Annotated in this window: 27 protein-coding genes; 13 read left to right on the top strand and 14 right to left on the bottom strand. The window is 42.7% G+C overall.

Annotation, left to right across the window (positions count from 1 at the left end):
• Positions 1-54 precede the first annotated feature (54 nt).
• The gene (locus tag F0342_RS04750; protein ID WP_149154862.1) at positions 55-1,152 is read left to right on the top strand and encodes a PQQ-dependent sugar dehydrogenase; all 1,098 of its coding nucleotides are present in this window, start codon (positions 55-57) and stop codon (positions 1,150-1,152) included.
• 74 nt (positions 1,153-1,226) lie between these two features.
• On the opposite strand, the gene F0342_RS25135 is transcribed toward F0342_RS04750, so the two are convergent.
• Positions 1,227-1,325, bottom strand: a complete 99-nt coding sequence (locus F0342_RS25135) for a putative holin-like toxin (protein ID WP_220154059.1) — start codon at positions 1,323-1,325, stop codon at positions 1,227-1,229.
• Positions 1,326-1,504: 179 nt separating this feature from the next.
• On the opposite strand from F0342_RS25135, the gene F0342_RS04745 reads away from it, so the two are divergent.
• Positions 1,505-1,882 carry a hypothetical protein gene (locus F0342_RS04745; protein ID WP_149154861.1) on the top strand — a complete coding sequence of 126 codons (378 nt, stop codon included), beginning with the start codon at positions 1,505-1,507 and terminating at the stop codon, positions 1,880-1,882.
• Positions 1,883-1,934: 52 nt separating this feature from the next.
• On the opposite strand, the gene F0342_RS04740 is transcribed toward F0342_RS04745, so the two are convergent.
• The 8 genes from F0342_RS04740 to F0342_RS04705 all read right to left on the bottom strand — a co-directional run bounded on the left by F0342_RS04740 (position 1,935) and on the right by F0342_RS04705 (position 8,195).
• Positions 1,935-2,729 carry an SDR family NAD(P)-dependent oxidoreductase gene (locus F0342_RS04740; RefSeq protein ID WP_149154860.1) on the bottom strand — a complete coding sequence of 265 codons (795 nt, stop codon included), beginning with the start codon at positions 2,727-2,729 and terminating at the stop codon, positions 1,935-1,937.
• Between the two features lie 299 nt (positions 2,730-3,028).
• On the bottom strand, positions 3,029-3,676 hold the full coding sequence (locus F0342_RS04735; protein ID WP_149154859.1) for a TetR/AcrR family transcriptional regulator: 648 nt from the start codon (positions 3,674-3,676) through the stop codon (positions 3,029-3,031).
• A gap of 34 nt (positions 3,677-3,710) precedes the next feature.
• Positions 3,711-4,727, bottom strand: coding sequence for an ABC transporter permease (locus F0342_RS04730; RefSeq protein WP_149154858.1), 1,017 nt, complete (start codon positions 4,725-4,727; stop codon positions 3,711-3,713).
• Entirely contained in the window at positions 4,717-5,445 is a 729-nt protein-coding gene (locus F0342_RS04725; protein ID WP_149154857.1) for an ABC transporter ATP-binding protein, read from the bottom strand. The genes F0342_RS04730 and F0342_RS04725 overlap by 11 nt, the downstream gene beginning before the upstream one ends.
• A gap of 182 nt (positions 5,446-5,627) precedes the next feature.
• Positions 5,628-6,311, bottom strand: a complete 684-nt coding sequence (gene bshB2, locus F0342_RS04720) for a bacillithiol biosynthesis deacetylase BshB2 (protein ID WP_149154856.1) — start codon at positions 6,309-6,311, stop codon at positions 5,628-5,630.
• Between the two features lie 33 nt (positions 6,312-6,344).
• A complete protein-coding gene (locus F0342_RS04715) occupies positions 6,345-6,692 on the bottom strand; it encodes a YojF family protein (protein WP_149154855.1) in 348 nt (115 codons plus the stop codon).
• Positions 6,693-6,867: 175 nt separating this feature from the next.
• Positions 6,868-7,677: a pyridoxine/pyridoxal/pyridoxamine kinase gene (gene pdxK / locus F0342_RS04710; RefSeq protein WP_149154854.1), complete on the bottom strand. Its 810-nt coding sequence runs from the start codon at positions 7,675-7,677 to the stop codon at positions 6,868-6,870.
• Between the two features lie 167 nt (positions 7,678-7,844).
• On the bottom strand, positions 7,845-8,195 hold the full coding sequence (locus F0342_RS04705) for a YflT domain-containing protein (RefSeq protein WP_149154853.1): 351 nt from the start codon (positions 8,193-8,195) through the stop codon (positions 7,845-7,847).
• 146 nt (positions 8,196-8,341) lie between these two features.
• On the opposite strand from F0342_RS04705, the gene F0342_RS04700 reads away from it, so the two are divergent.
• From F0342_RS04700 to F0342_RS04680, 5 genes are all read left to right on the top strand, one after another.
• Positions 8,342-9,109, top strand: coding sequence for a DUF4230 domain-containing protein (locus tag F0342_RS04700; protein ID WP_149154852.1), 768 nt, complete (start codon positions 8,342-8,344; stop codon positions 9,107-9,109).
• Between the two features lie 15 nt (positions 9,110-9,124).
• On the top strand, positions 9,125-9,796 hold the full coding sequence (locus tag F0342_RS04695; RefSeq protein ID WP_149154851.1) for a uracil-DNA glycosylase: 672 nt from the start codon (positions 9,125-9,127) through the stop codon (positions 9,794-9,796).
• Between the two features lie 73 nt (positions 9,797-9,869).
• Entirely contained in the window at positions 9,870-10,046 is a 177-nt protein-coding gene (locus tag F0342_RS04690; RefSeq protein ID WP_149154850.1) for a uracil-DNA glycosylase, read from the top strand.
• 130 nt (positions 10,047-10,176) lie between these two features.
• Complete coding sequence (locus F0342_RS04685; RefSeq protein WP_149154849.1) at positions 10,177-10,470, top strand: YwdI family protein; 294 nt, start codon at positions 10,177-10,179, stop codon at positions 10,468-10,470.
• Positions 10,471-10,503: 33 nt separating this feature from the next.
• Entirely contained in the window at positions 10,504-10,875 is a 372-nt protein-coding gene (locus tag F0342_RS04680) for a DUF423 domain-containing protein (protein ID WP_149154848.1), read from the top strand.
• A 48-nt stretch (positions 10,876-10,923) separates the two neighbouring features.
• Here F0342_RS04680 and gerQ read toward each other — a convergent pair whose 3' ends face one another.
• Together gerQ and hemQ are read right to left on the bottom strand one after the other, a co-directional pair.
• Entirely contained in the window at positions 10,924-11,355 is a 432-nt protein-coding gene (gerQ, locus tag F0342_RS04675; RefSeq protein ID WP_149154986.1) for a spore coat protein GerQ, read from the bottom strand.
• A 293-nt stretch (positions 11,356-11,648) separates the two neighbouring features.
• Positions 11,649-12,395 (bottom strand): hydrogen peroxide-dependent heme synthase, encoded by a 747-nt coding sequence (gene hemQ / locus F0342_RS04670; RefSeq protein WP_148970657.1) that lies wholly within the window; start codon positions 12,393-12,395, stop codon positions 11,649-11,651.
• Between the two features lie 308 nt (positions 12,396-12,703).
• On the opposite strand from hemQ, the gene pta reads away from it, so the two are divergent.
• Entirely contained in the window at positions 12,704-13,675 is a 972-nt protein-coding gene (pta, locus tag F0342_RS04665; RefSeq protein WP_149154847.1) for a phosphate acetyltransferase, read from the top strand.
• Between the two features lie 338 nt (positions 13,676-14,013).
• Positions 14,014-14,856 carry an octanoyl-[GcvH]:protein N-octanoyltransferase gene (lipL, locus tag F0342_RS04660; RefSeq protein ID WP_149154846.1) on the top strand — a complete coding sequence of 281 codons (843 nt, stop codon included), beginning with the start codon at positions 14,014-14,016 and terminating at the stop codon, positions 14,854-14,856.
• Between the two features lie 114 nt (positions 14,857-14,970).
• Here lipL and F0342_RS04655 read toward each other — a convergent pair whose 3' ends face one another.
• Entirely contained in the window at positions 14,971-15,783 is an 813-nt protein-coding gene (locus F0342_RS04655) for an RsfA family transcriptional regulator (RefSeq protein ID WP_149154985.1), read from the bottom strand.
• Positions 15,784-16,029: 246 nt separating this feature from the next.
• Here F0342_RS04655 and F0342_RS04650 point away from each other — a divergent pair, with 246 nt between their 5' ends.
• The 3 genes from F0342_RS04650 (at position 16,030) to F0342_RS04640 (ending at position 18,407) form a co-directional block, all read left to right on the top strand.
• Positions 16,030-16,254, top strand: a complete 225-nt coding sequence (locus F0342_RS04650; RefSeq protein ID WP_034765044.1) for a YuzB family protein — start codon at positions 16,030-16,032, stop codon at positions 16,252-16,254.
• A 283-nt stretch (positions 16,255-16,537) separates the two neighbouring features.
• Positions 16,538-17,839, top strand: a complete 1,302-nt coding sequence (locus F0342_RS04645) for an HD domain-containing protein (RefSeq protein ID WP_149154845.1) — start codon at positions 16,538-16,540, stop codon at positions 17,837-17,839.
• A gap of 58 nt (positions 17,840-17,897) precedes the next feature.
• Entirely contained in the window at positions 17,898-18,407 is a 510-nt protein-coding gene (locus F0342_RS04640; protein WP_149154844.1) for a YwgA family protein, read from the top strand.
• 99 nt (positions 18,408-18,506) lie between these two features.
• Here the strand turns inward: F0342_RS04640 and F0342_RS04635 are convergent, their stop codons facing one another.
• On the bottom strand, positions 18,507-18,695 hold the full coding sequence (locus tag F0342_RS04635; RefSeq protein WP_149154843.1) for a DUF4083 family protein: 189 nt from the start codon (positions 18,693-18,695) through the stop codon (positions 18,507-18,509).
• Positions 18,696-19,031: 336 nt separating this feature from the next.
• Positions 19,032-19,217 (bottom strand): 2-hydroxymuconate tautomerase, encoded by a 186-nt coding sequence (locus tag F0342_RS04625; protein ID WP_034765056.1) that lies wholly within the window; start codon positions 19,215-19,217, stop codon positions 19,032-19,034.
• 292 nt (positions 19,218-19,509) lie between these two features.
• Between F0342_RS04625 and F0342_RS04620 the strand changes: the two genes are divergently transcribed.
• On the top strand, positions 19,510-20,115 hold the full coding sequence (locus F0342_RS04620) for a site-2 protease family protein (protein ID WP_149154984.1): 606 nt from the start codon (positions 19,510-19,512) through the stop codon (positions 20,113-20,115).
• Positions 20,116-20,121: the final 6 nt, after the last annotated feature.

Genomic DNA, 20,121 nt, shown 5'->3' with positions numbered 1-20,121 from the left:
AACGTCTTCTGTTGTCCATACTGGTAAAAAAAGTGAATAAGGGAGCTTGAAAAAATGGGAAACCGAATCAGAAGTCGTTCGTTCTTATTCGTCATTGGTCTTAGCTTGCTACTTAGTGCCTGCTCAATGGGACAGCCAGATGAACAACAGGAAGAAAGCGAATCCGTCAGTAAACCGAGAGTCGAAAGCAGCGTGATCGCACAGAATCTCTCCATTCCCTGGTCGATTCAAAAGCTTGATGATGTATTCTACATCACCCAAAGGACAGGGGATATCATTGAAATAAAGGATGGCAAGAAAACCGTTGTGAAAACCAATCTTTCAAAGCCATTATCTAAACGGCCAGAAGCGGGGTTGCTGGGATTTGTGCTTCATCCGGATTTTAAAACAAATCAGCAGGCATATGTCTACTATACGTATGATGACTCAGGGGACCCGTACAACCGTGTCGTAGTATTGAAGCGAACGGAAAATCAATGGAGCGAGGAAAAAGTATTGCTGGACCGAATCCCAAGCGGTCAATACCATCATGGTGGACGGTTGGAAATCGGTCCGGATAACAAGCTTTACATTACGGCAGGGGATGCGACTCAACAGAATAAGGCTCAGGACCTCTCCTTTCTTGGTGGGAAAATTCTTCGGATGAATTTGGATGGTGGAATACCAGACGACAATCCATTTCAGGATTCTTACGTATACAGCTACGGCCATCGCAATCCTCAGGGGCTGGCATGGAACAAAGCGGGAGAGCTTTATGAAACTGAGCACGGACCTAACGGATATGATGAAGTGAATCGTATCGAAGCGGGCAACAATTATGGCTGGCCAAAGATTACCGGGGATGAAAAAGAGGATTCCTTGATTTCGCCTCTCGCTCACTCTGGAGAACCATCATGGGCCCCGTCAGGAGCGGACTTTTGGAAAGAAGATTTAGTATTTGCCTCTCTCGCCGGTCAAAGTGTAAAGCGATTTGACCCTGAAACCGGGAAAGTATCAGACTTGCTGACAGGCTTTGGTCGTATTCGAGACGTGCTTGTTGAAGGTGACACCCTTTACTTTGTATCGAATAACACAGATGGACGCGGGATCCCCCGGGAGAATGATGATAAATTGTATGAGGTGGATTTGAATTCATTGACAATTGAAGAATAAGAAAGAGATACCTTCCTTAACGTTGAGCTGAGGGAGGTGTTTTTCGCAAAAAAATAACACGCTAAAGAGCGTGTTTATGAATTCTTATTCTCATCATTGTCTTTATATTTCAGAATAGCGATCACAAACATCCCAAAGCTGAGCATCAGAGATAATACCTCAAACGTATTCATGAATACATCGCCTCCTTATTTAAAGGCTTCCCGGACATAAGATTGTCCTATACGCCGCGATAAATAAAAACATAAAAACCTCAAATATTTAGCAATGTCATTTCAATAAAGGAAATCAATGGTGTTTTATTTAATATGAAATACCAAGGATGAAAACTCTTTGAAAGGGATGTGGTGACATGAATGGAAAATGGATACTCTCATTTTTTCTCGTTCCCATTTTACTTAGTGGATGTGGAGGAACAGATGATCAACCGGTTCAGGAAGATCTGGATTCGTCTGAAGTGAATTCCGATTTGCCTTCACCTGATTCCAATCAGACGGCAGATAAGTTAGATGTTCTTGCCAACGATGAAAAGATCATAGAGATGTTAAAAAAGACCGGCGTGATATCTGAAGATGCTTCCCCCGAAGAGATAGAAAAAGCTCTTCAAAAATATCTTAAAGATAAAAATAGCAACCAACTGATTAATGAAAAAGAGAAGAAGAAATACATTGAGGAGATTAAAAAGAAAATCCAAGAGGGAAATTCTTCCGAAGGTGATACAAATAATTGAAAGAAACAAGCAAGGATGAAAAAATCCTTGCTTGTTCATGTGTGGCCACTCATTAGCGCATGACGCTGCCGCCTGATATTTTCACTGATTCACCAACAATGTTCCGAGCGGCATCACTTAGTAGATATACAATCGTATTTGCCACCTCAGTCGGTGAGGTAAGCCGTCCAGAAGGAATACTGTCTTTCGCGATCTCCAATTGCTCCTCGTAACTTCTGCCTTCACGTTCGCCTTTTGATTTTATGGCGCTTCTTCCCATATCGGTATCTACATAACCCGGGCAAATGGCATTCACTCGTATGTTGTTTTCAATCGCTTCATGTGCAAAGGCTTGTGTAAATCCGGTTACGGCAAACTTAGAAGCACTGTACGCGCTATTCCCATGTGTCCCTCTTAAACCTGACAGGGAAGAGATATTGACGATGGAACCACTTTTCTTATCCTTCATTTGGTTATAGACGGCCTGTGAGAGTTGAACCAGTGAGAAGTAGTTTAACTCCATTATATTTCTCAGGTTTTCCTCGGATAGACTCTCGACCATATCACCGCCGCCTATCCCGGCTGAGTTCACGAGACCTGTGCTGGGGCCGTGCTGGTTTCTTGCTGCCGATAGAAGCTTTTCGCGATCTTCAGTGTTGGTAAGATCCGCTATATATAGGAAGACCTTGTCTGAGTCCCGGCATTCGTTTTTCAGTTGCTTCAGCTTTTCTTCATTTCTTCCTGTAACCGTCACCTTTGCGCCTGCCTGAACGGCCACTTTCGCCGTTTCAAATCCGATGCCGCCTGTGGCACCAGTAATGAGGATATGCTGGTCTTTCAATGTGTTTTCATGGAAAAGGAAACTCATTTTTTTACCTCCTTGTGTTGTATAGTAGGATTTACCCGTTTCGGGGAGGAGGAAAACAGGTGACTGCGGAGTGGAATGTCGGTTTTGAAAATAAATTCGTGGTTTTGAAAATAAATGGTGGAGAATTGAAAATAAAAATGGAAATTTGAAAATAAGTAGGATGAAATTGAAAATAAATCCCTCATTGCATGAGCAAGACGAATCAATATCTGCGTCCAGGATCCATTTTCAGTCCCAATGGTCCTTTACAGCCTAAAAAAAGAACCCCAAATCTCTCATTTGGAGTCCTTTCTACACGTTTATCCCTTACCAATCCCATTCACAATCATCTGCACCGTCATGTCGATCTCCTTCTCGTCATCCCAATCGGCTTCAGGAAGGAAGAGGTACCGGACAAGCAGCAAACCGAAGATACTGGTGGCTGAAAATCGCACGACTGTGTATGAAGGGAGGTCGATGATCTGTCCCTTTTCTTTATAATGATCGACGAGCCTCACGAATTTCTCGACCACTTTTTCAGCGATATGCTCTTTGAATTGTTCCTTCAGCTCAGGATGGAAAGGGATTTCTTGTATTAATATTTTGAAAGCAGTCATGTTTTCCTTTAAGAATTCCTGCCGATTCAAAATCATCGCTTTCAGGAAATCTTCATACCGATCATATTTCGCATCGAGCACTTTATTGAGATCCCGGATCACAAATGGGGCGATCAGCTTGGCCATCGTAGGGGATACAATCGAAAGAAGCAGGTCCTTCTTCGTTTTGTAATGCCGGAAGATAGTTCCTTCTGCGACGCCGGCTTTTTTTGCGATTTGACTGGTAGAGGTGGAAGCGTAGCCTTTTTCTGCAAACATTTCAATGGCTGCCTCCACGATTTTCTGTTGCTTATCAGTCAATGTTTCTTCCTGATCAAATAGCTGTTTAAATATATTCTTTTCTTCAGTCATGCTTTAAACCCCTAACTTGTCGTTCATTACTTACCTATATTTTACGGTATTTTCTGAGGGCTGCAACATTGAGAACGATAAAGAGTAGAGAAAACCCAATCAATACCGATAAGTTAAAGAGCAAATCCTCAAAAGCAAACCCCCGTATCATCACATCTCTTAAAGCATCCGCAGCATAATATAGAGGGGTGATGGGACCGATCCAGCTCAGCCATTCAGAGATCGCATCTAAATTAAATAATCCTGAAAAGAATATCTGAGGCACGACCACAATCGGAATGAACTGCATCATCTGTAATTCATTCTTGGCAAAAGCCGATAGCAATATTCCAAGTGTCAGGGCCGTGAATGATAATGAAACAATGATGATCAATACATTGAAAAAGCTTCCTTCCATCATCATATCCAATACATAGATGGCATACCAGGAAATCAAGGATGCTTGCAGGAGGGTGACGATACCGAAACCAAGGACATAGCTAACAACCATTTCCCAAATCTTGATCGGGGAAGCAAGCAACCTCTCAAGTGTGCCCGTCGTTCTCTCTCTCAGGAAAGATACCCCGCTGATCAAAAAGACAAAGAAGAAGACGAAAAAGCCCAGAAGTACCGGTCCAAAGGAATCAAACATCTCCATGTCCCCGCTTCCGTATACAAACTCAATCTGATCTGATAGTTTTTGAGAGTTGGAGGGAAACAAAGTTTGAATTTTTTTCATCACAGTACCGTTGACTGTGGGGTCACTTCCTTCAATGACAATCGAAGGGGAAGTAGGGTCCTCGAATGAAATATAGCCATCCAGTTCACCATTTTTAATGTCTTTCATGGCCTTATCGGGACTCGCATAAGATTGAAAATCCTTCGTATCGAATTTCGCTTCTAGTTGCTGTGGCAGATCGACAATCGCCACCTTTGCATCGTAATCATCCGAGTTAAATACGAGAGACAGCATGCTGAGTATCAATAACGGAGCTAAAAACATCAAAGCCAATGTTCGTTTGTCCCTTAGCAGCTGTTGAAGAATCCGAATGACAAAACCTCTAATCCGCAATGGAAACACCCCCATTTTTCAAAAATACATCTTCAATCGAAGTCACTCCATACGTTTCTTTAATGGCATCCGGTGTATCGCTTGAAATGATTTCTCCATGCGACAGGAGGCCCAGCCGGTCACATCTTTCTGCTTCATCCATCACATGGGTTGTAATGACAAGGGTTCTGCCTTCTTCCTTAAGACGGTGAAAGCTATCCCATATTTCCTTTCTTAAAACGGGATCAATCCCGACAGTCGGTTCATCTAAAAATAAGACTTCAGGTTCATGCAGAAGAGCAATGGCAAGGGAAAGCCTTCTTTTCATTCCTCCTGAGAACTGATGGACAGGCTTATAGAGGTGATCAAGCAGATCTACGGTCGTCATCACTTTTTCAATTTGTTCTTTCCTTTCAGCTGTCTTTAATCCGTAGAGGGAAGCCATAAAGGATAGGTTTTCTTTTGCGGTCAGCTCATCATAAAGGGCATCGGATTGTGCCATATATCCGATGGATGGATACAGCTCATTTGCTTTCAGCTTGTTCCCTTTGAAAGTTACACTCCCTGTCGAGGGGGTTTCGAGACCGATCATAAGCTTGATCAAAGTCGTCTTACCCGAGCCAGAGGGTCCTAATAATCCATAGATATCACCTTTTTGAATGTTGAGAGAAACACTTTTCAATACTTCTTGAGAGCCGAATGACTTGGACAGCCCGTTCAATTGGATGATGGAATTCAATTGAATCACACCTTTCGGAGGTTAGTAAGTGATTACTCACTATTAATATAAAGTATGCCGAGTGATTTGTAAAGTGAGTAATCACTCACTAACCATTTTTACTTATTCTATTCACAAAATGAGCCCTTAGAAGCGCATAATTAAAAAAGAGCTTGAGCAAAGCCCAAACTCTTTTAAAACCATTATTCTACTGTGTCATTTCCCCATTGGTAACTCCAGAATCGCTCAACAGTCACCCATTTTAATGCTTCAGGGTCATTTTGCTGAATGCCTTTTTCTAAATCCTTGAGCATCCATGCTGTTTGGGAGATATGTGCCTTCATGGCATCAATTTTTTGATCTTTAACTGGTGTGATATCAACAAGGATATCCGGCTGTCCTAACGCTTCCTCACAATTCTTGGAGAAGGCAAGGCAGTGGAGCTTCGGTCTTGATGCTTTCGGCAAACGTCGAACGGCACGGACCACAGCTCTTGCTGTTGCTTCGTGATCGGGGTGAACGGAGTAGTCCGGATAGAAGGTGATGATGAGTGAAGGATTTAATTCTTCAATTAACTCAGTCACCATGTTTGAAAGCTTTTCATCATTTTCAAATTCAAGGGTTTTATCCCGGTATCCCATCATGCGTAAATCCTGTATTCCCATCACATCGGCCGCTTTTTGTAATTCTTTTTTACGAATCAGTGGAAGCGACTCTCTTGTTGCAAAGGGTGGGTTCCCTAAATTTCTTCCCATTTCCCCTAATGTGAGGCATGCGTAGGTGACGGGTGTTCTATTATTCACGTGAGTGGAAATGGTTCCTGATACACCAAATGCTTCATCATCGGGGTGGGGAAAGATGACGAGTACTTGTCTTTCTTTTTCCATTTTGACCTCTCCTTTTATATTGATTCTAGTGGTTTAGTTGAAAGGTGTCGGGCTGATTTCAAGGGCAACGGCCAGTTTCCCGTCGGCGCCATGTCCTGCAAGTAACAGGCGGCCCTCTTCATCGAATTCATAATGAGTCAGTCCTTCAGCATAAATCCAGCCGATTTCAATTTTCAAACCGACACGGTAAGGTCCGTCCCCGATGATCTTCCCGTGCTCATAGTTGACCTTCGCGTTGCGGATATAGGCTCCGGCTGAAAAGAAGCCCTCATTAAAGTGAGATGCATAGGCTCCGTTGGTGGTTTCTAAATGTATATAAACGTCCTGACGGGCAAGCTGGGTAATGATCCCTTGCACATCAGCAATCTTAATCGGTTCCATTCTTTTTCCTCCTTAAATACAGAAAAGACTCTTAACCATTATGTACTATCTTACTAAAATTCATGAATGAATGCGAAAAGTATGATTGGGGGAGGATGTGCTTTTTGAAAGGTCCGTCCCTCAAAAAAAGTGCCAGGCACGAGATCATTCTTTCGTGCCTGGCACCAGCAGGTAATTATTTTTCAAAATGATTATAAGCACCATGCATGACAGGTCCGACGTATTCGTTCAGTTTGAAGCCATGTTTGATGGCTGCTGTAACAAAGGTTTTCGCGTTTTGTACAGCTTCTTTCACGTTTTGTCCATTTGCAAGGTTTGATGTGATGGCTGCTGCGAAAGTACAGCCGGCACCGTGGTTATACGTCGTTGCTACTTTCTCTTCTTCAAGTAGAGTGAATTCGTTTCCGTCATAGAATAAATCAAGAGCTTTGTCATGTTGTAATTGCTTTCCGCCCTTGATGACAACATGTTTCGCTCCAAGGTCGTGGATTTTCTTTGCGGCTTCCTTCATTGCATCAATCGTCTTGATGGGACCTGACCCGGCAAGCTGACCTGCTTCGAACAGGTTAGGAGTCACTACGGTAGCGCGCTTGAGCAAATGCTCTCTCATGGCATCCGTTGTTTCAGGGTTTAACACTTCATCTTCGCCCTTACATACCATTACAGGGTCGATGACGACTTTATCCAAACCGAATGCATCGATTTTCTTCGCTGCAAGCTCAATGATCTCGACTGTACCGAGCATGCCTGTTTTCATGGCATCGATTCCAACAGAAAGAACCGTTTCCAGTTGTGCTTCCAATGTATCAATGGATAATGGATGAACCTGGTGGTGCCAATGGTTGTTCGGATCCATCGTAACAACCGTTGTAAGAGCCGTCATGCCATACACGCCATGCTCCTGGAATGTTTTAAGGTCAGCTTGGATACCGGCTCCACCGCTTGTATCGGATCCAGCGATCGTAAGGGTTTTTTTCAATGTCATAGTTGCATTCCTCCTAAGAAAGTAACTCGTTATAATTGTAAAAGTCTGACTAAAGAATATAATAATGGACAGGTAAATACAAATTCTTTTGACTATGGCTAGTTACAAAAAAAGACGCCGGGAATGATATCCTCGACGTCTTTTTTGGATGGGATGGATCGTAAAAATTAGAATGGTTTCGCATCATTAGTTGTTGCTTCTTTGGAAGCGACGATGACAAGCTTTCCTTTATCGAGTTCTTCTTCATAGACATCTGCTTCTGCCTGGTTCATCCCCACGGACTTCATTTTCGAACGTAATTCATCTCCGCGGCTGTTGAATAGGTTACTCATGGACTCAATGATTCCTTGTTCTTTTATACCGGTGGATTCCGTATGGGTTGCTTCAGTAATATGTTCAAATCGATGTTTGTCATGGGCGAACACATAGATTTCATCTTTTGAGTAGCCTTCACTTGTAAACATTTCAATTTCTCTTTTCGCTTCTACCACATTTTCAGCTGTTTGAATTTTATACATAATCATTACCTCCAGTTTTAATTTAATGTCTTGTCCCTTCTTTTCCCGGTTGTACAAAAATCAAACTTTCCATAATATAGAAATATTTTCGAGAGGATAATTGTTTCCAAGATTCTACATTATTTCCTATAATAGAAGAGAGGAAGGTGAAGCATTTGACAAATCAATACAAGAAAATACAAGAAATTGAGGCGATTTTAGCAGATTTGAAAGCGAGTGAAAGAGAAACCGGTGCCTCTTTGGCGTTTGAAAATAGAAGCAGTAGACGTTTCCCGGCTTGGAAATTAACAACATCCGTTCTGTCCTTTTGGAAAAATAGAGTGTTGTTGATTATCCTTCTTTTCATCCTAATAATAGGAGGAGTATCCATAGGGGTCTATTCGTGGTTAGCCGGATCTACCTTTACAGAAGAGAAGGGGGCGTTTGTCGAACGAATTCAAGAAATGAATTCCCTGGCGACGGCTTCAGGGTTTGTAAAGGCCGTGATCGAGCAGGAGGATAATCAATTATTCGGGAAAGACATCAATACGGATATACCCGGGACAAAACGGAAGCTTCTGATGGTAGTACCCGGAACCGTCCTGGCAGGGGTTGATTTACAGGGGATCGATGAAGGCGATATAGTAGTTGATGAAGAGAAGAAAGAAATTCAATTAGCCCTGCCGCGTGCAGAGATTCTGCAAGACCCTTCCATTGATACTGAGAACATTAAGACCTTCTCGGTGGAAGGGATATTCAGAAATGATGTGGACTGGAATGAAGGGTTTGCCCTTGCGGAAGTGGCAAAGGACCAAATCAGTCAGGAAGCGGTTGAGCAGGGATTGCTTCAAGCCGCGGAGAAAAATGCTGAGAAATCGTTGAAGGGTTTCTTTGAACAATTGGGCTATGACGTTACGATTCAATTTAAGGACTAGAAAGGATGTCTAACAGTGACAAAGATTTTTCAAAACGATTGGGCAGACATTCTGGAAGATGAACTTCAGTCAGAGTACTATCAAAACTTGAGAGAATGGCTTAAAGGGGAATATGAAACGAACACAACTTATCCTTCTATGCATGATATCTTCAATGCTTTTCATTACACAGCATACGAAGATGTGAAGGTTGTATTGCTTGGACAAGATCCATATCATGGACCGAATCAGGCAGAAGGTTTAAGCTTTTCGGTCCAAAAAGGAGTCAAGATTCCGCCGTCATTACGAAATATGTACAAGGAGCTTCAGGGTGATATCGGATGTCCGATTCCTGACCATGGCTCACTTGTAAAATGGGCAGAGCAAGGTGTCCTGCTGTTAAATACTGTCTTAACCGTACAAGATGGGAAGGCGCACTCCCACCAGGGAAAAGGGTGGGAACAATTCACAGATCATGTCATCTCGATCCTGAATGAACGAGAGAAGCCGATGGTATTTATTTTATGGGGGAAACCCGCTCAGGCGAAACAGGCGCTCATCGATTCTTCCAATCACTATATCGTGACGGCTCCTCATCCAAGTCCATTATCTGCATACCGGGGTTTCTTTGGAAGTAAACCATTTTCAAAAACAAACGGATTTTTACGGGACCATGGGATAAAAGAGATTGACTGGTGTATCGAATAACCGGATGTTTCACGTGAAACAATGGATGGCCCCTCGTATATGGAGGGGTTATTTTGTATAAGGGGGATGCCAAATGAAAAATGAGAAGCGTATCAACTGCTTTCAATGTCAATATTTCTATACAACCTGGGAGCAGGCTCACCCCCGGGGTTGTAAAGGCTACGGGTTCAAAACGAAGGCAATGCCTTCACTGGTGGTTTTCCAATCCTCCGGAAGTCCCTGTATGAAATTCAAGCCTAAAGTGAAATGATGACAAGAAGATATTTGCGAAATCCTTCATTTAGAATTAGGATAGGGATGTAGGTTCATCAGAGGAAGTACATACTGTATGTAAAAAGATAAATCATGAACGGGAAGACTTGTGGAAGGAGTCATCAATTGTGAATATCCCACATCAATCATTAATAAAGAAAATAGAACATGAACTCGGAAAAGCAAAATCAGCGGAAAAGTCACAGCAAATCCGTGAGCATGTGTATTCGATAAAGGCTCTATGTGAAGTTTTGTTGGAGGAAAACCACGGGGCAGCTACTGCAGCATCTTCGTTTCAACCCCAACAAACGATGCCATATTTACAAGCGTCACAACCGAGTCAGAAGCCTGTCACCATCCAGAAAGAAGAGCCTCTGGAGACGGATGACGGAGCGAATGGAAATTCGTTATTCGACTTTTAGTCACTAAGTGAAAGAAGGAACAGGAGGGCCATCATGAAAACATTTATTATTATTGGAGCAATCAACGCCTTTTTATCGGTCGCTTTAGGAGCATTCGGTGCCCACGCGTTGGAAGGAAAAATCTCACAGAAGTATATTGATATTTGGAATACCGGAGTTCTCTATCAGATGTTTCACGCGATTGGAATCATCATTGTCGGGGTACTGATGGGGAATGTTACACCAACCTCATTACTGTCCTGGTCCGGCTGGCTGATGCTGATCGGAACGGTATTATTCTCAGGAAGCCTTTATGTATTGAGCCTATCCGGAATCAAGGTGCTTGGAGCAATCACACCTCTAGGAGGCGTCAGTTTCTTGGCAGCATGGGTGCTTCTGATTGTCTTTGCAGCAAAAACGTTATAAAAAATAAGAAACCCTGGCAGGAAAATATTCTCCTGTCAGGGTATTTTTTTATCGCTGGGAATAACTTTGCATAGAGCCTCCAGCTCCATACGGATATTCATATTCAATTTCTTCATCAAATGTAATGTAGTCTAAATAAATCATTGGGATGAGGTACCTGGTCCCCGTTTGTGGATCACTCAGGATAAGATGATCCCGGCCCGCGGCTTCTATGATTCCTTTGAAGATTTTTGCATTCCATTCTGTATTGTTTTCAAACGTAGTGTAAACAGTCGCTACTTTTCCTTTGTTCAAACGAAGAATATTCTCGATATACGATTCTTCAATAGGTAGCATCCCCTGAATATTTTGTGTAGGGGCTGGAGCACTCGTCGGTGGAGGTACTTGGAAACCTCCACCACCTTGCTGTTGGGGATAATATTGTTGACCTTGAACTTGCCCTCCTCCATAATACTGACCATATGGATTATACCCTTGCATATACGGGTTTGATTGTTGATTCGCCAAACCGAATACCTCCTTTTAATAAAGTTAGAATACTTTCGGACAATCTCTTTGAGCAGGCTGATAGAAACTGTGGGACTTCCAGAAGTTTCACTTCCTTCTCGTTATAAGGAATAACAGCCACCTCACTTTTGAAGATGCTATCTGTCTCACTATTTCATGTCTATGTAGGGGGAGAATAATATATTCGTTTGTTTTTTTAATGAGGAAGACGAACTTTTTTCATGAAAAAACGACAAGCCGCGAGGACTTGTCGTTTATCATTGTATTTAGTTCACGTGAAGGAATTTCGCAATTGCTTCTTCTTTTAATAGATTACCTACATAGAAGGTACCGAATTCGCCGTAGCGTGCACTTACTTCATCAAAACGCATTTCGTATACAAGCTTTTTGAATTGAAGGACGTCGTCAGCAAATAGGGTCACACCCCACTCGTAATCATCAAAACCAACAGAACCTGTGATGATCTGTTTAACTTTTCCTGCGTATTGGCGGCCGATCATTCCATGACTTCTCATCATGTCGCGACGCTCTTCCATCGGCAGCATGTACCAGTTATCATTTCCCTGGCGACGCTTGTCCATTGGATAGAAGCAGATATGATTCGCTTTCGGAAGGATCGGGTAGATGCGCTCCTGTACATATGGATTATCATAAGGATCGCCCTCAGATGGCATGTAATTGCCAAGTTCCACTACAGAAACATAAGAGTATGTCGGAATCGTAAATTCAGCAATTTTCAGCTTGTTGAATTCATTTTCCAGCTCATTTAATTCTTCCATAGTAGGACGAAGGATCATCAGCATAAAGTCTGCTTTTTGACCAACGATCGTGTAAAGAGCGTGACTTCCTTCTTTCGCATCCTGCGTGCTGTTTAACTTATCTAAGAAACGGTGGAATTCAGAAATCGCCGAGGATCTTTCTTCACTCGGAAGCATCTTCCAGGAAGTCCAATCCATCGCGCGAAAATCATGCAAGGAATACCAACCATCTAACGTTTGTGCGGGTTCTGCCATCGTAATCACTCCTTAAAGTACTTTTTCCAACTTTACTATATCATAGTTTGACCTTAGAGTAAGAATACAAAACCCAATGTCGTTAAAATGGCACAAATAGTGGATAGGCAACGGATATCTGGAACACACTATCTTCGTAGATTATTACATAGGCTTAGGGCTGTAGAAGAAAGGGTAATAGGAAATAGAAATTATTAGAAAACAAAGACTTTTTATGTGAAACCGATATCATTTCTCCTTTTCCTTGAATTCCTATATGAGAAGAGTATTCTAAGATTGGATATGTATAAATCAAGGAGGTCCCTCTATTGAGCAACTTATTTACAACACTAACAGATAAAGTAAAAGGCAAAGAGTTAAAAATCGTTTTCCCTGAAGGTACAGACGAGCGTATTCTAACAGCAGCCTCCCGTTTAGCTGGCGACGGCATATTGACGCCAATCGTAGTCGGAAACGTGGATGAAGTCAATGCAAAAGCCGACCAGCTGGGTGTGAAGCTTGACGGTTGTGACGTTGTAGACCCGGTATCATTTTCCGGAATGGACGAGCTTGTGAAGGCATTTGTAGAGCGTCGTAAAGGAAAAGCTTCAGAAGAAGATGCGAAAAGAATCCTATTAGACGGAAACTATTTCGGAACAATGCTCGTATACACGGGCAAAGCTCACGGTCTTGTAAGTGGAGCAGCTCACTCGACAGCTGATACGGTTCGTCCGGCTCTTCAAATCATCAAAACAAAAGAAGGCGTCCGCAAAACTTCCGGTGTCTTCATCATGGTACGTGAAGAAGAGAAGTATGTATTCGCTGACTGTGCCATCAACATCTCACCTGACAGCCAGGATCTTGCTGAAATCGCTATCGAAAGTGCGAAAACAGCTGAAATGTTTGACATCGACCCACGCGTAGCAATGCTAAGCTTCTCTACAAAAGGTTCGGCTAAATCACCGGAAACGGAAAAAGTGGTTGAAGCCGTTTCGGTCGCAAAAGAAAAAGCACCGGAACTGACTGTCGACGGTGAATTCCAATTCGACGCAGCATTCGTTCCATCTGTTGCAGAGAAAAAAGCACCGGGTGCCGACATCCAAGGTAATGCGAACGTATTCGTATTCCCGAGCCTTGAAGCAGGAAACATCGGATACAAAATCGCCCAACGCCTAGGAAACTTCGAAGCAGTTGGCCCGATCCTTCAAGGACTGAACGCACCTGTAAACGATCTTTCACGTGGTTGTAACGAAGAAGATGTGTATAAGCTGGCGTTGATTACGGGTGCTCAGGCGCTGTAATTTTATAGATGCTGTGAAGAAAGCTGGATCCTTTTGGGGGTTCGGCTTTTTTTCGTTTGTGTGTGCTCAATTGGTGCCTGGCACCAGGAGAGAATTACGTTTGCCTTTTAAATATCACTTGTTTTTTTGACAGGGAAATAAATCGAGATATTCACCTGTCAAAATAGCCGCAGTTTTTAACAGGCAAATAAATCGGGATATCAAAATAACCACATTCTTTAACAGACAATCAACTTCAAACGAAAAGCGGCCCTCTTGGCTTGTCCAACCCCTTTTTTAGCAACCCCGCCAATATATGATATAATGAGCTCGCATGTTGTGAGTGAAGGAGAAGCGTTATGGATAAGGAAAAAGCATATGCACTGCTTCGTCAAGACAGATGGAGAGTGATTGATCAATCGAGCTTGGGACCGATGTTCGGGGCCCTGCAGTCGTTTGCCATGGATGATACGTTGTGCACGGCAGTTGGAGCGGCTCAGTCTGACCCGACGGCACGCTCATGGGTTCACCATCAGACAGTCGTACTGGGCATTCAGGATACAAAGCTGCCGTTTCTTTCTGATGCCTTGAAGGTGTTGGAAGAAGAAGGCTATCAATATATTGTAAGAAACTCCGGAGGCCTTGCCGTTGTATTGGATGAAGGAGTATTGAATCTATCATTGGTTTTCCCCGATTCTGAAAAAGGGATCGATATTAACCGTGGCTACGATGCCATGTGGTTGCTTGTTGAGGATATGTTCAAGGACTTTGATGTGAAGATCGAGGCGAAGGAAATCACGCAGTCCTACTGTCCTGGAAGTTATGATTTGAGCATACATGATCAGAAATTTGCGGGTATTTCCCAGCGCAGAATTCGAAATGGAGTAGCCGTACAGGTGTACCTCTGCGTCAATGGAAGTGGTGCTGGACGAGCGAAGCTGATTCAGCGTTTTTATGAGATCGGATTGAAGGATGGAACGACGAAGTTCACATTTCCTGTAATTGATCCTGAAGTGATGGCTTCTTTATCGGAGCTGCTTGGAGTCGAGTTGTCGATTCAAGACGTGATGCTCAGGTTCCTGCAGTCGTTGAAAGGATTCAGCGGTGAGTTCTATAGCAGTGCTCTTCAAGGGGAAGAGTATGGAATGTATGAAATGTATTATCAGAGAGTCGTTGATCGGAATGAGAAGTTTTTGGGATAGAAGGATAGGCTGGACTTCGATTGGTTTGGGGTCTGGCTTTTTTGGTTGTGTAAGAATGGGCAACCCAACCGAAAAAACCAGCACACCCACAGGCGCACTGGTTGGGAACGAACATTATTCAGCTACTTTTTCTAAGTTTCCGTTACGATCCATTTTGAAACGTGGCGCTTTGGCATCGTCTTCATCGAATAGGACAAGCTTTCTGGCACGGTTCATGATTTGCATAAGTGTTTCGTAGTCTTCCTGCATGGTGACGGAATTGTTTTCAAGAGCTTTGACTTTCTTTTCAAGCTCACTGTTTTCTTTTCTGATTTCAGCGATTTCCTGCTTCAATCTCTGATTCTCAATTTTTACATAGTCGGAATTCATGTTAGTTTGAGCAAGGTTTTGCAGGAAGGCAATGACTTTTTCCAGTGTCACTTCACCTTTTAATCCTGAAGACTTTACCACATGGTTAGCGGCAGGCGCCTGCTGTGTGACGTAGACTTGTTCCTCGCTTGCTTCCATTTCGAATTTCGGGGCTTCTTCGGATTCTTTCCCCAGCTGTTCCGTTTCTGGCACATAGTTCTCGTACTCAGCAAATTCCATTTCTTCTTCGGCTTCAGACATTGATAGAGACATAGCATCTAAATCTTCGAATGAAGGCGTTGGTGGCTGATACAATAGCTTTTTCTTGCCGCCCTGGTCTTTTCCGAGGATGCGGTGGCGCTGTTTTCGTTGTTTTTTTGCTAGTTGAAGAGCTTTCTCGTATTGGTGACGCACGACTGCGTTCCAGCGGAATCCACATGCGGCAGATGTGCGGTTCAGTTTGTCCCCGACTTCTTCAAAGGCATTTAATTGTGTGCTGCCTTCCCGTACATGACGTAGGACCGTTTCGGCTAATAATAGATCATTTTCTTCCGTCCAGGCATCCTGTCTTGTTTTCATCATCATTTCATCTCAACTCCCATAGTTTTCTTAAATGATTCGTTGGTTTAAGGATGGACAGTTTTATAGGTTTTTATACGAATATGTTAAAATTATTTTTTGTCTGCTAGTTTCGTTGTATAAGTGGGGGTTCCTACAATCTGGAAACGATGTTCTCTTGCAAAACATTGCAGAAAACTGTATTCTATAAATCGATGTTTACGACGAATAAAAATCATTTAAATAGATAGAAAGGGTTGTTGACAAATGGCAAACGAATTTCGTGTTTGCGATGATTGTCAGGCCGTTAATCTGAAGACCTTGATTCCCAAATTAAAAGAAATTGACCCGGATGCACCGATAGATATTGCGTGTCAATCCTATTGTGGTCCAGGGCGCAAGAAGACATTCGCTTTTGTGAATAATCGTCCTGTAGCGGCGTTGACGGAAGAAGAACTCATGGAAAAAGTAATCAAGAAAATAAAGAAATAAAGGAAAACTTCCAGTGAGGGAGTTTTTTCTTTTCTGCTGAACAAAAAATTATAGGTTTGGTTCTTCTTGGAAAAGGAAACTAGTTAGAGGGTAGAGAATAAGTAGGGAATGCGTAGATTATTGTCAAGAGTGCCCAAAAGCTGAAATTTTCTTGAAGGAAACGGAACGCTTGCCGCGGATCATTCAGAAGCCAATTACCTATTTTGTTCGACAAAATTCGAGATGAATGCCAGGATAAAAGTCGCTATAATAGAAATATGCTAGTTTAGGAAGAGGGTAGAAGATGGAGTATGCCAAGCAGAAATTACATGAAGAAAAAGTATTTAAAGACCCTGTTCATCGGTATGTTCATGTAAGGGATCGCGTGATTTGGGATTTGATTGGAACGAAAGAGTTTCAACGCCTTCGCAGGATCAGGCAGCTGGGAACCACTTACCTGACCTTTCATGGTGCCGAGCATAGCCGGTTCAATCATTCTCTTGGCGTGTATGAGATCATCCGCCGAATCGTGGACGATGTCTTCGCAGGTAGACCGGAGTGGAATCAGGATGAGCGATTATTGTCGCTTTGCGCTGCGTTATTACACGATCTGGGGCATGGACCGTTTTCCCATTCTTTTGAAAAAGTGTTTCACCTGGATCACGAGCACTTCACTCAAGCCATCATCTTAGGGGATACAGAGGTGAATGAAGTTCTAGCGAAAGTAGGACCTGATTTTCCGAAGCATGTAGCGGAAGTGATAGCGAAGACGTATAAGAACAAGCTGGTTGTCAGTCTGATTTCAAGCCAGATTGATGCGGACCGAATGGATTATTTGCAGCGTGATGCTTATTTTACAGGAGTCAGCTACGGTCACTTCGATATGGAGCGCATTCTTCGTGTGATGAGACCCCGTGAGGACCAAGTAGTAATTAAACAGAGCGGAATGCATGCAGTGGAAGATTATATTATGAGCCGTTATCAGATGTACTGGCAGGTTTATTTTCATCCGGTCACCCGGAGTGCAGAAGTGATTTTAACGAAGATTCTACATAGGGCGAAGGAGCTTCATGAAGAGTATTATTCCTTTAAGCAAAGCCCGATCCATTTTTACTCCCTGTTTGAAGGAGAGGTTTCACTAGAGGATTATTTAAAGCTGGATGAAGCGGTCATTATGTATTATTTTCAAATCTGGCAGGAAGAAGAGGATCCGATTTTACGGGATTTATGTGAGCGGTTCATGAACCGTAATTTATTTAAGTACGTAGAATTTGATCCAGCGAAGGAATATAAGAAGCACAGTGAGCTTGAAGTTCTGTTTAAAAAAGCGGGGATCGACCCTGACTATTATTTAGTGGTGGACTCATCTTCAGACCTTCCATACGATTTCTACAGACCAGGCGAGGAAGAGGAACGACTTCCGATTCATCTGTTAATGAGGAATGATGAGCTGCGCGAGTTATCGAGGCAGTCGGACATCGTCGATTCTATTTCCGGAAAACGCCGAACCGATCATAAACTATATTATCCTGTGGATTTACTATATGACGAATCAACGAAGAAAAATATAAAAAGACAAATACGTACGATTCTAGAACTAACATAGACGACACGACACAATGGGGATCTACAAACGCAATACTAGGAGTAGGAGATGACGTACATTGTTGAAAGATCATGCAAAACTAATGAGTGCCTTCTTAGCCTCGGGTGAAGTGGTGGGAAGAAAAAAGCTTCAGAAGATGATCTTCATCGCGAAGAAGCTTGAATTCCCGTTTCAGGAAAAATTTCAGTTCCATTTTTATGGACCATACTCGGAAGAGCTTACACTAAGGGTTGAAGAACTCTGCAATATGGGATTCATCTCCGAGGTGAAGGAGAAAAAGGGTGGATATTACCAATATCGGTACACTGTCACCAAAGAAGGGGAAGACTTCCTGCAGATTTATGAGAAAGAGATGCCCTGTTTAGAAGATTGCCTGACGGATATGAACGTTCAATCAGCACGCTTTCTTGAACTTGTTTCGACAGTCTTATATTTTGATAGCCTTCCAAAAGATGAAGTCGTGGAGAAAGTATTCACACTAAAGAGCAAGCAGAAATATACAGAAGAAGAAATCGACGAAGCCTTTGCATACATCGAAGGATTAAAGATGAAAAAAATCGTCCAGTAATGGACGTTTTAATATGAAAGGGGGGATCACTCGAAATGGGTGATCCCCTTTTAAATGCAAAAAAAATCGTCACTCATGAGCGTAACGATTTTCCTCACTTTATTTAGGTGTTTGATCCATTTTTTCTATAATCTGATCAAGCTTTTCTTCGATTTGTTTATCATATTTCCGCTGCTGGACCTTTCGATTTCGAACCCCTTTTGCCACCATGAAAGCGAACACCACAATGGCTACCAGGAAAGCCATCATGAACAATTGGTAGAGTAAATCACCGGTATTTATGTCCATTTCACTTCATCCTTTCCATATGGGTTTGGTATATCGTATTCATCAAGGTGAGAATTTACCCCTTTTTTACATTTCAGTAATAGCCGAATGTGATGATCAGTCCGGTAAAGAAGATGAGAGCTGAGGAAAAGAGGTACCTCTGCCTAATACAATGAAGATATATAATTAACGCGGAGTAAACCCATATATGTATAGAATCCCAGTACGGCACTTTTGTTCCAGTTGGTCTTTTCATTAGGGGACATGGGTTTGAAGAATTTCATATGAGTGCTCCTTCGTATAGGATACGATTGGAGCCTGCGATCGGTCTGATGGCAGGCTTATTGTCCTTAATTCTTATTGATCACTGAGTCTCTTACCGCCGACTGCATAGTGACCTTTCGTCATTTCTTCAATGAAGACAACTATTTTTTCTTCAGGTGCCCCGGTTGTTTCACTTACGGCTTCGGTTACTTTTTCGACGAGGGCGCGTTTCTGTTCTTCTGATCGGCCTTCGAGCATTTTTACGGTGATATAAGGCATTATGGTTCGCTCCTTGCATTTGGATTTGGTACAATCTGTGGTAGGCATGATCGTTTTAGCCCACCTTTTAAATGTAAAGGGTAGGGGATGTGAGAGCAAGTCTCTTATGGTGGGAAATTGGAATTGTTCTTTAGAGTGGTCATGAAGGCAGGAATTTTTCTGTATACTATGGAATAAGAAAGTAAATCATTTTTTTAAAGGAGTACATACTTTGGATACATTTAGCTCTCTTTTTGAGTCCATTTCCGTCTTTCGGTTGGAAGAGCTTCCGTTTGTGGTGATTGCCCTGGTCATGGCTTTTACGGTTCATGAGTTTGCCCATGCATTTGTTGCGTACAAATTTGGTGACACGACAGCGAAGGATCAGGGAAGGCTCACGTTAAATCCGATTCAACATCTGGATCCCCTGGGAACCATTTTGATTTTAATTGCGGGGTTTGGCTGGGCGCGTCCTGTACCGGTCATGAGATCCCGATTTAAAAATCCCCGTTTGGCAGGGGTATTAGTTTCAGTGGCAGGACCGCTGAGTAATTTCTTACTTGCATTCATTGCATTTGGATTTTTTTATTTTTTTGTAGGAGTGACTGGTGGAGTCGGGGTTCCTCCCTTTGTCATCGATCTCTTGCAGATGATTGTGTATCTGAATGTGTTGTTATTTGTATTTAATCTGCTGCCGTTCCCTCCGCTGGATGGGTACCGGATCATAGAGGACCTGTCTCCGAATCATATCAGGGCAAAACTGACTCAGTATGAGCAGTATGGAGTCGTATTATTTCTGATCATCGTGATTACACCGCTTGATGAGTATACGATCTGGCCGTTGTTACAAGGTGGGATGACAGCAACAAACCAGGCTTTCAGTGCGATATTTACAACTGTTTTTTCAGTCTTTAGCTAAGAATGT

It is taken from the genome of Bacillus sp. CH30_1T (genome assembly GCF_008364765.1).
GTDB lineage: Bacteria > Bacillota > Bacilli > Bacillales > Bacillaceae_B > Rossellomorea.
The sequence above is the reverse complement of the archived record's forward strand: the minus strand, read 5'-3'. Positions and strand labels throughout refer to the sequence as shown.

What these genes read in the sequence shown, in the direction of transcription:
- F0342_RS25135 (WP_220154059.1), bottom strand. Translation starts at nt 1,325, where the DNA reads ATGAATACGTTTGAGGTATTATCTCTGATGCTCAGCTTTGGGATGTTT.
- F0342_RS04645 (WP_149154845.1), top strand. Translation starts at nt 16,538, where the DNA reads ATGGAGTATGCCAAGCAGAAATTACATGAAGAAAAAGTATTTAAAGAC.
- F0342_RS04650 (WP_034765044.1), top strand. Translation starts at nt 16,030, where the DNA reads ATGGCAAACGAATTTCGTGTTTGCGATGATTGTCAGGCCGTTAATCTG.
- gerQ (WP_149154986.1), bottom strand. Translation starts at nt 11,355, where the DNA reads ATGCAAGGGTATAATCCATATGGTCAGTATTATGGAGGAGGGCAAGTT.
- pdxK (WP_149154854.1), bottom strand. Translation starts at nt 7,677, where the DNA reads ATGACATTGAAAAAAACCCTTACGATCGCTGGATCCGATACAAGCGGT.
- F0342_RS04750 (WP_149154862.1), top strand. Translation starts at nt 55, where the DNA reads ATGGGAAACCGAATCAGAAGTCGTTCGTTCTTATTCGTCATTGGTCTT.
- F0342_RS04680 (WP_149154848.1), top strand. Translation starts at nt 10,504, where the DNA reads ATGAAAACATTTATTATTATTGGAGCAATCAACGCCTTTTTATCGGTC.
- F0342_RS04655 (WP_149154985.1), bottom strand. Translation starts at nt 15,783, where the DNA reads ATGAAAACAAGACAGGATGCCTGGACGGAAGAAAATGATCTATTATTA.
- F0342_RS04735 (WP_149154859.1), bottom strand. Translation starts at nt 3,676, where the DNA reads ATGACTGAAGAAAAGAATATATTTAAACAGCTATTTGATCAGGAAGAA.
- F0342_RS04705 (WP_149154853.1), bottom strand. Translation starts at nt 8,195, where the DNA reads ATGTATAAAATTCAAACAGCTGAAAATGTGGTAGAAGCGAAAAGAGAA.
- F0342_RS04715 (WP_149154855.1), bottom strand. Translation starts at nt 6,692, where the DNA reads ATGGAACCGATTAAGATTGCTGATGTGCAAGGGATCATTACCCAGCTT.
- F0342_RS04635 (WP_149154843.1), bottom strand. Translation starts at nt 18,695, where the DNA reads ATGGACATAAATACCGGTGATTTACTCTACCAATTGTTCATGATGGCT.
- hemQ (WP_148970657.1), bottom strand. Translation starts at nt 12,395, where the DNA reads ATGGCAGAACCCGCACAAACGTTAGATGGTTGGTATTCCTTGCATGAT.
- F0342_RS04625 (WP_034765056.1), bottom strand. Translation starts at nt 19,217, where the DNA reads ATGCCTTATATCACCGTAAAAATGCTCGAAGGCCGATCAGAAGAACAG.
- lipL (WP_149154846.1), top strand. Translation starts at nt 14,014, where the DNA reads ATGGATAAGGAAAAAGCATATGCACTGCTTCGTCAAGACAGATGGAGA.
- bshB2 (WP_149154856.1), bottom strand. Translation starts at nt 6,311, where the DNA reads ATGGAAAAAGAAAGACAAGTACTCGTCATCTTTCCCCACCCCGATGAT.
- F0342_RS04745 (WP_149154861.1), top strand. Translation starts at nt 1,505, where the DNA reads ATGAATGGAAAATGGATACTCTCATTTTTTCTCGTTCCCATTTTACTT.
- F0342_RS04690 (WP_149154850.1), top strand. Translation starts at nt 9,870, where the DNA reads ATGAAAAATGAGAAGCGTATCAACTGCTTTCAATGTCAATATTTCTAT.
- F0342_RS04620 (WP_149154984.1), top strand. Translation starts at nt 19,510, where the DNA reads ATGGCTTTTACGGTTCATGAGTTTGCCCATGCATTTGTTGCGTACAAA.
- F0342_RS04740 (WP_149154860.1), bottom strand. Translation starts at nt 2,729, where the DNA reads ATGAGTTTCCTTTTCCATGAAAACACATTGAAAGACCAGCATATCCTC.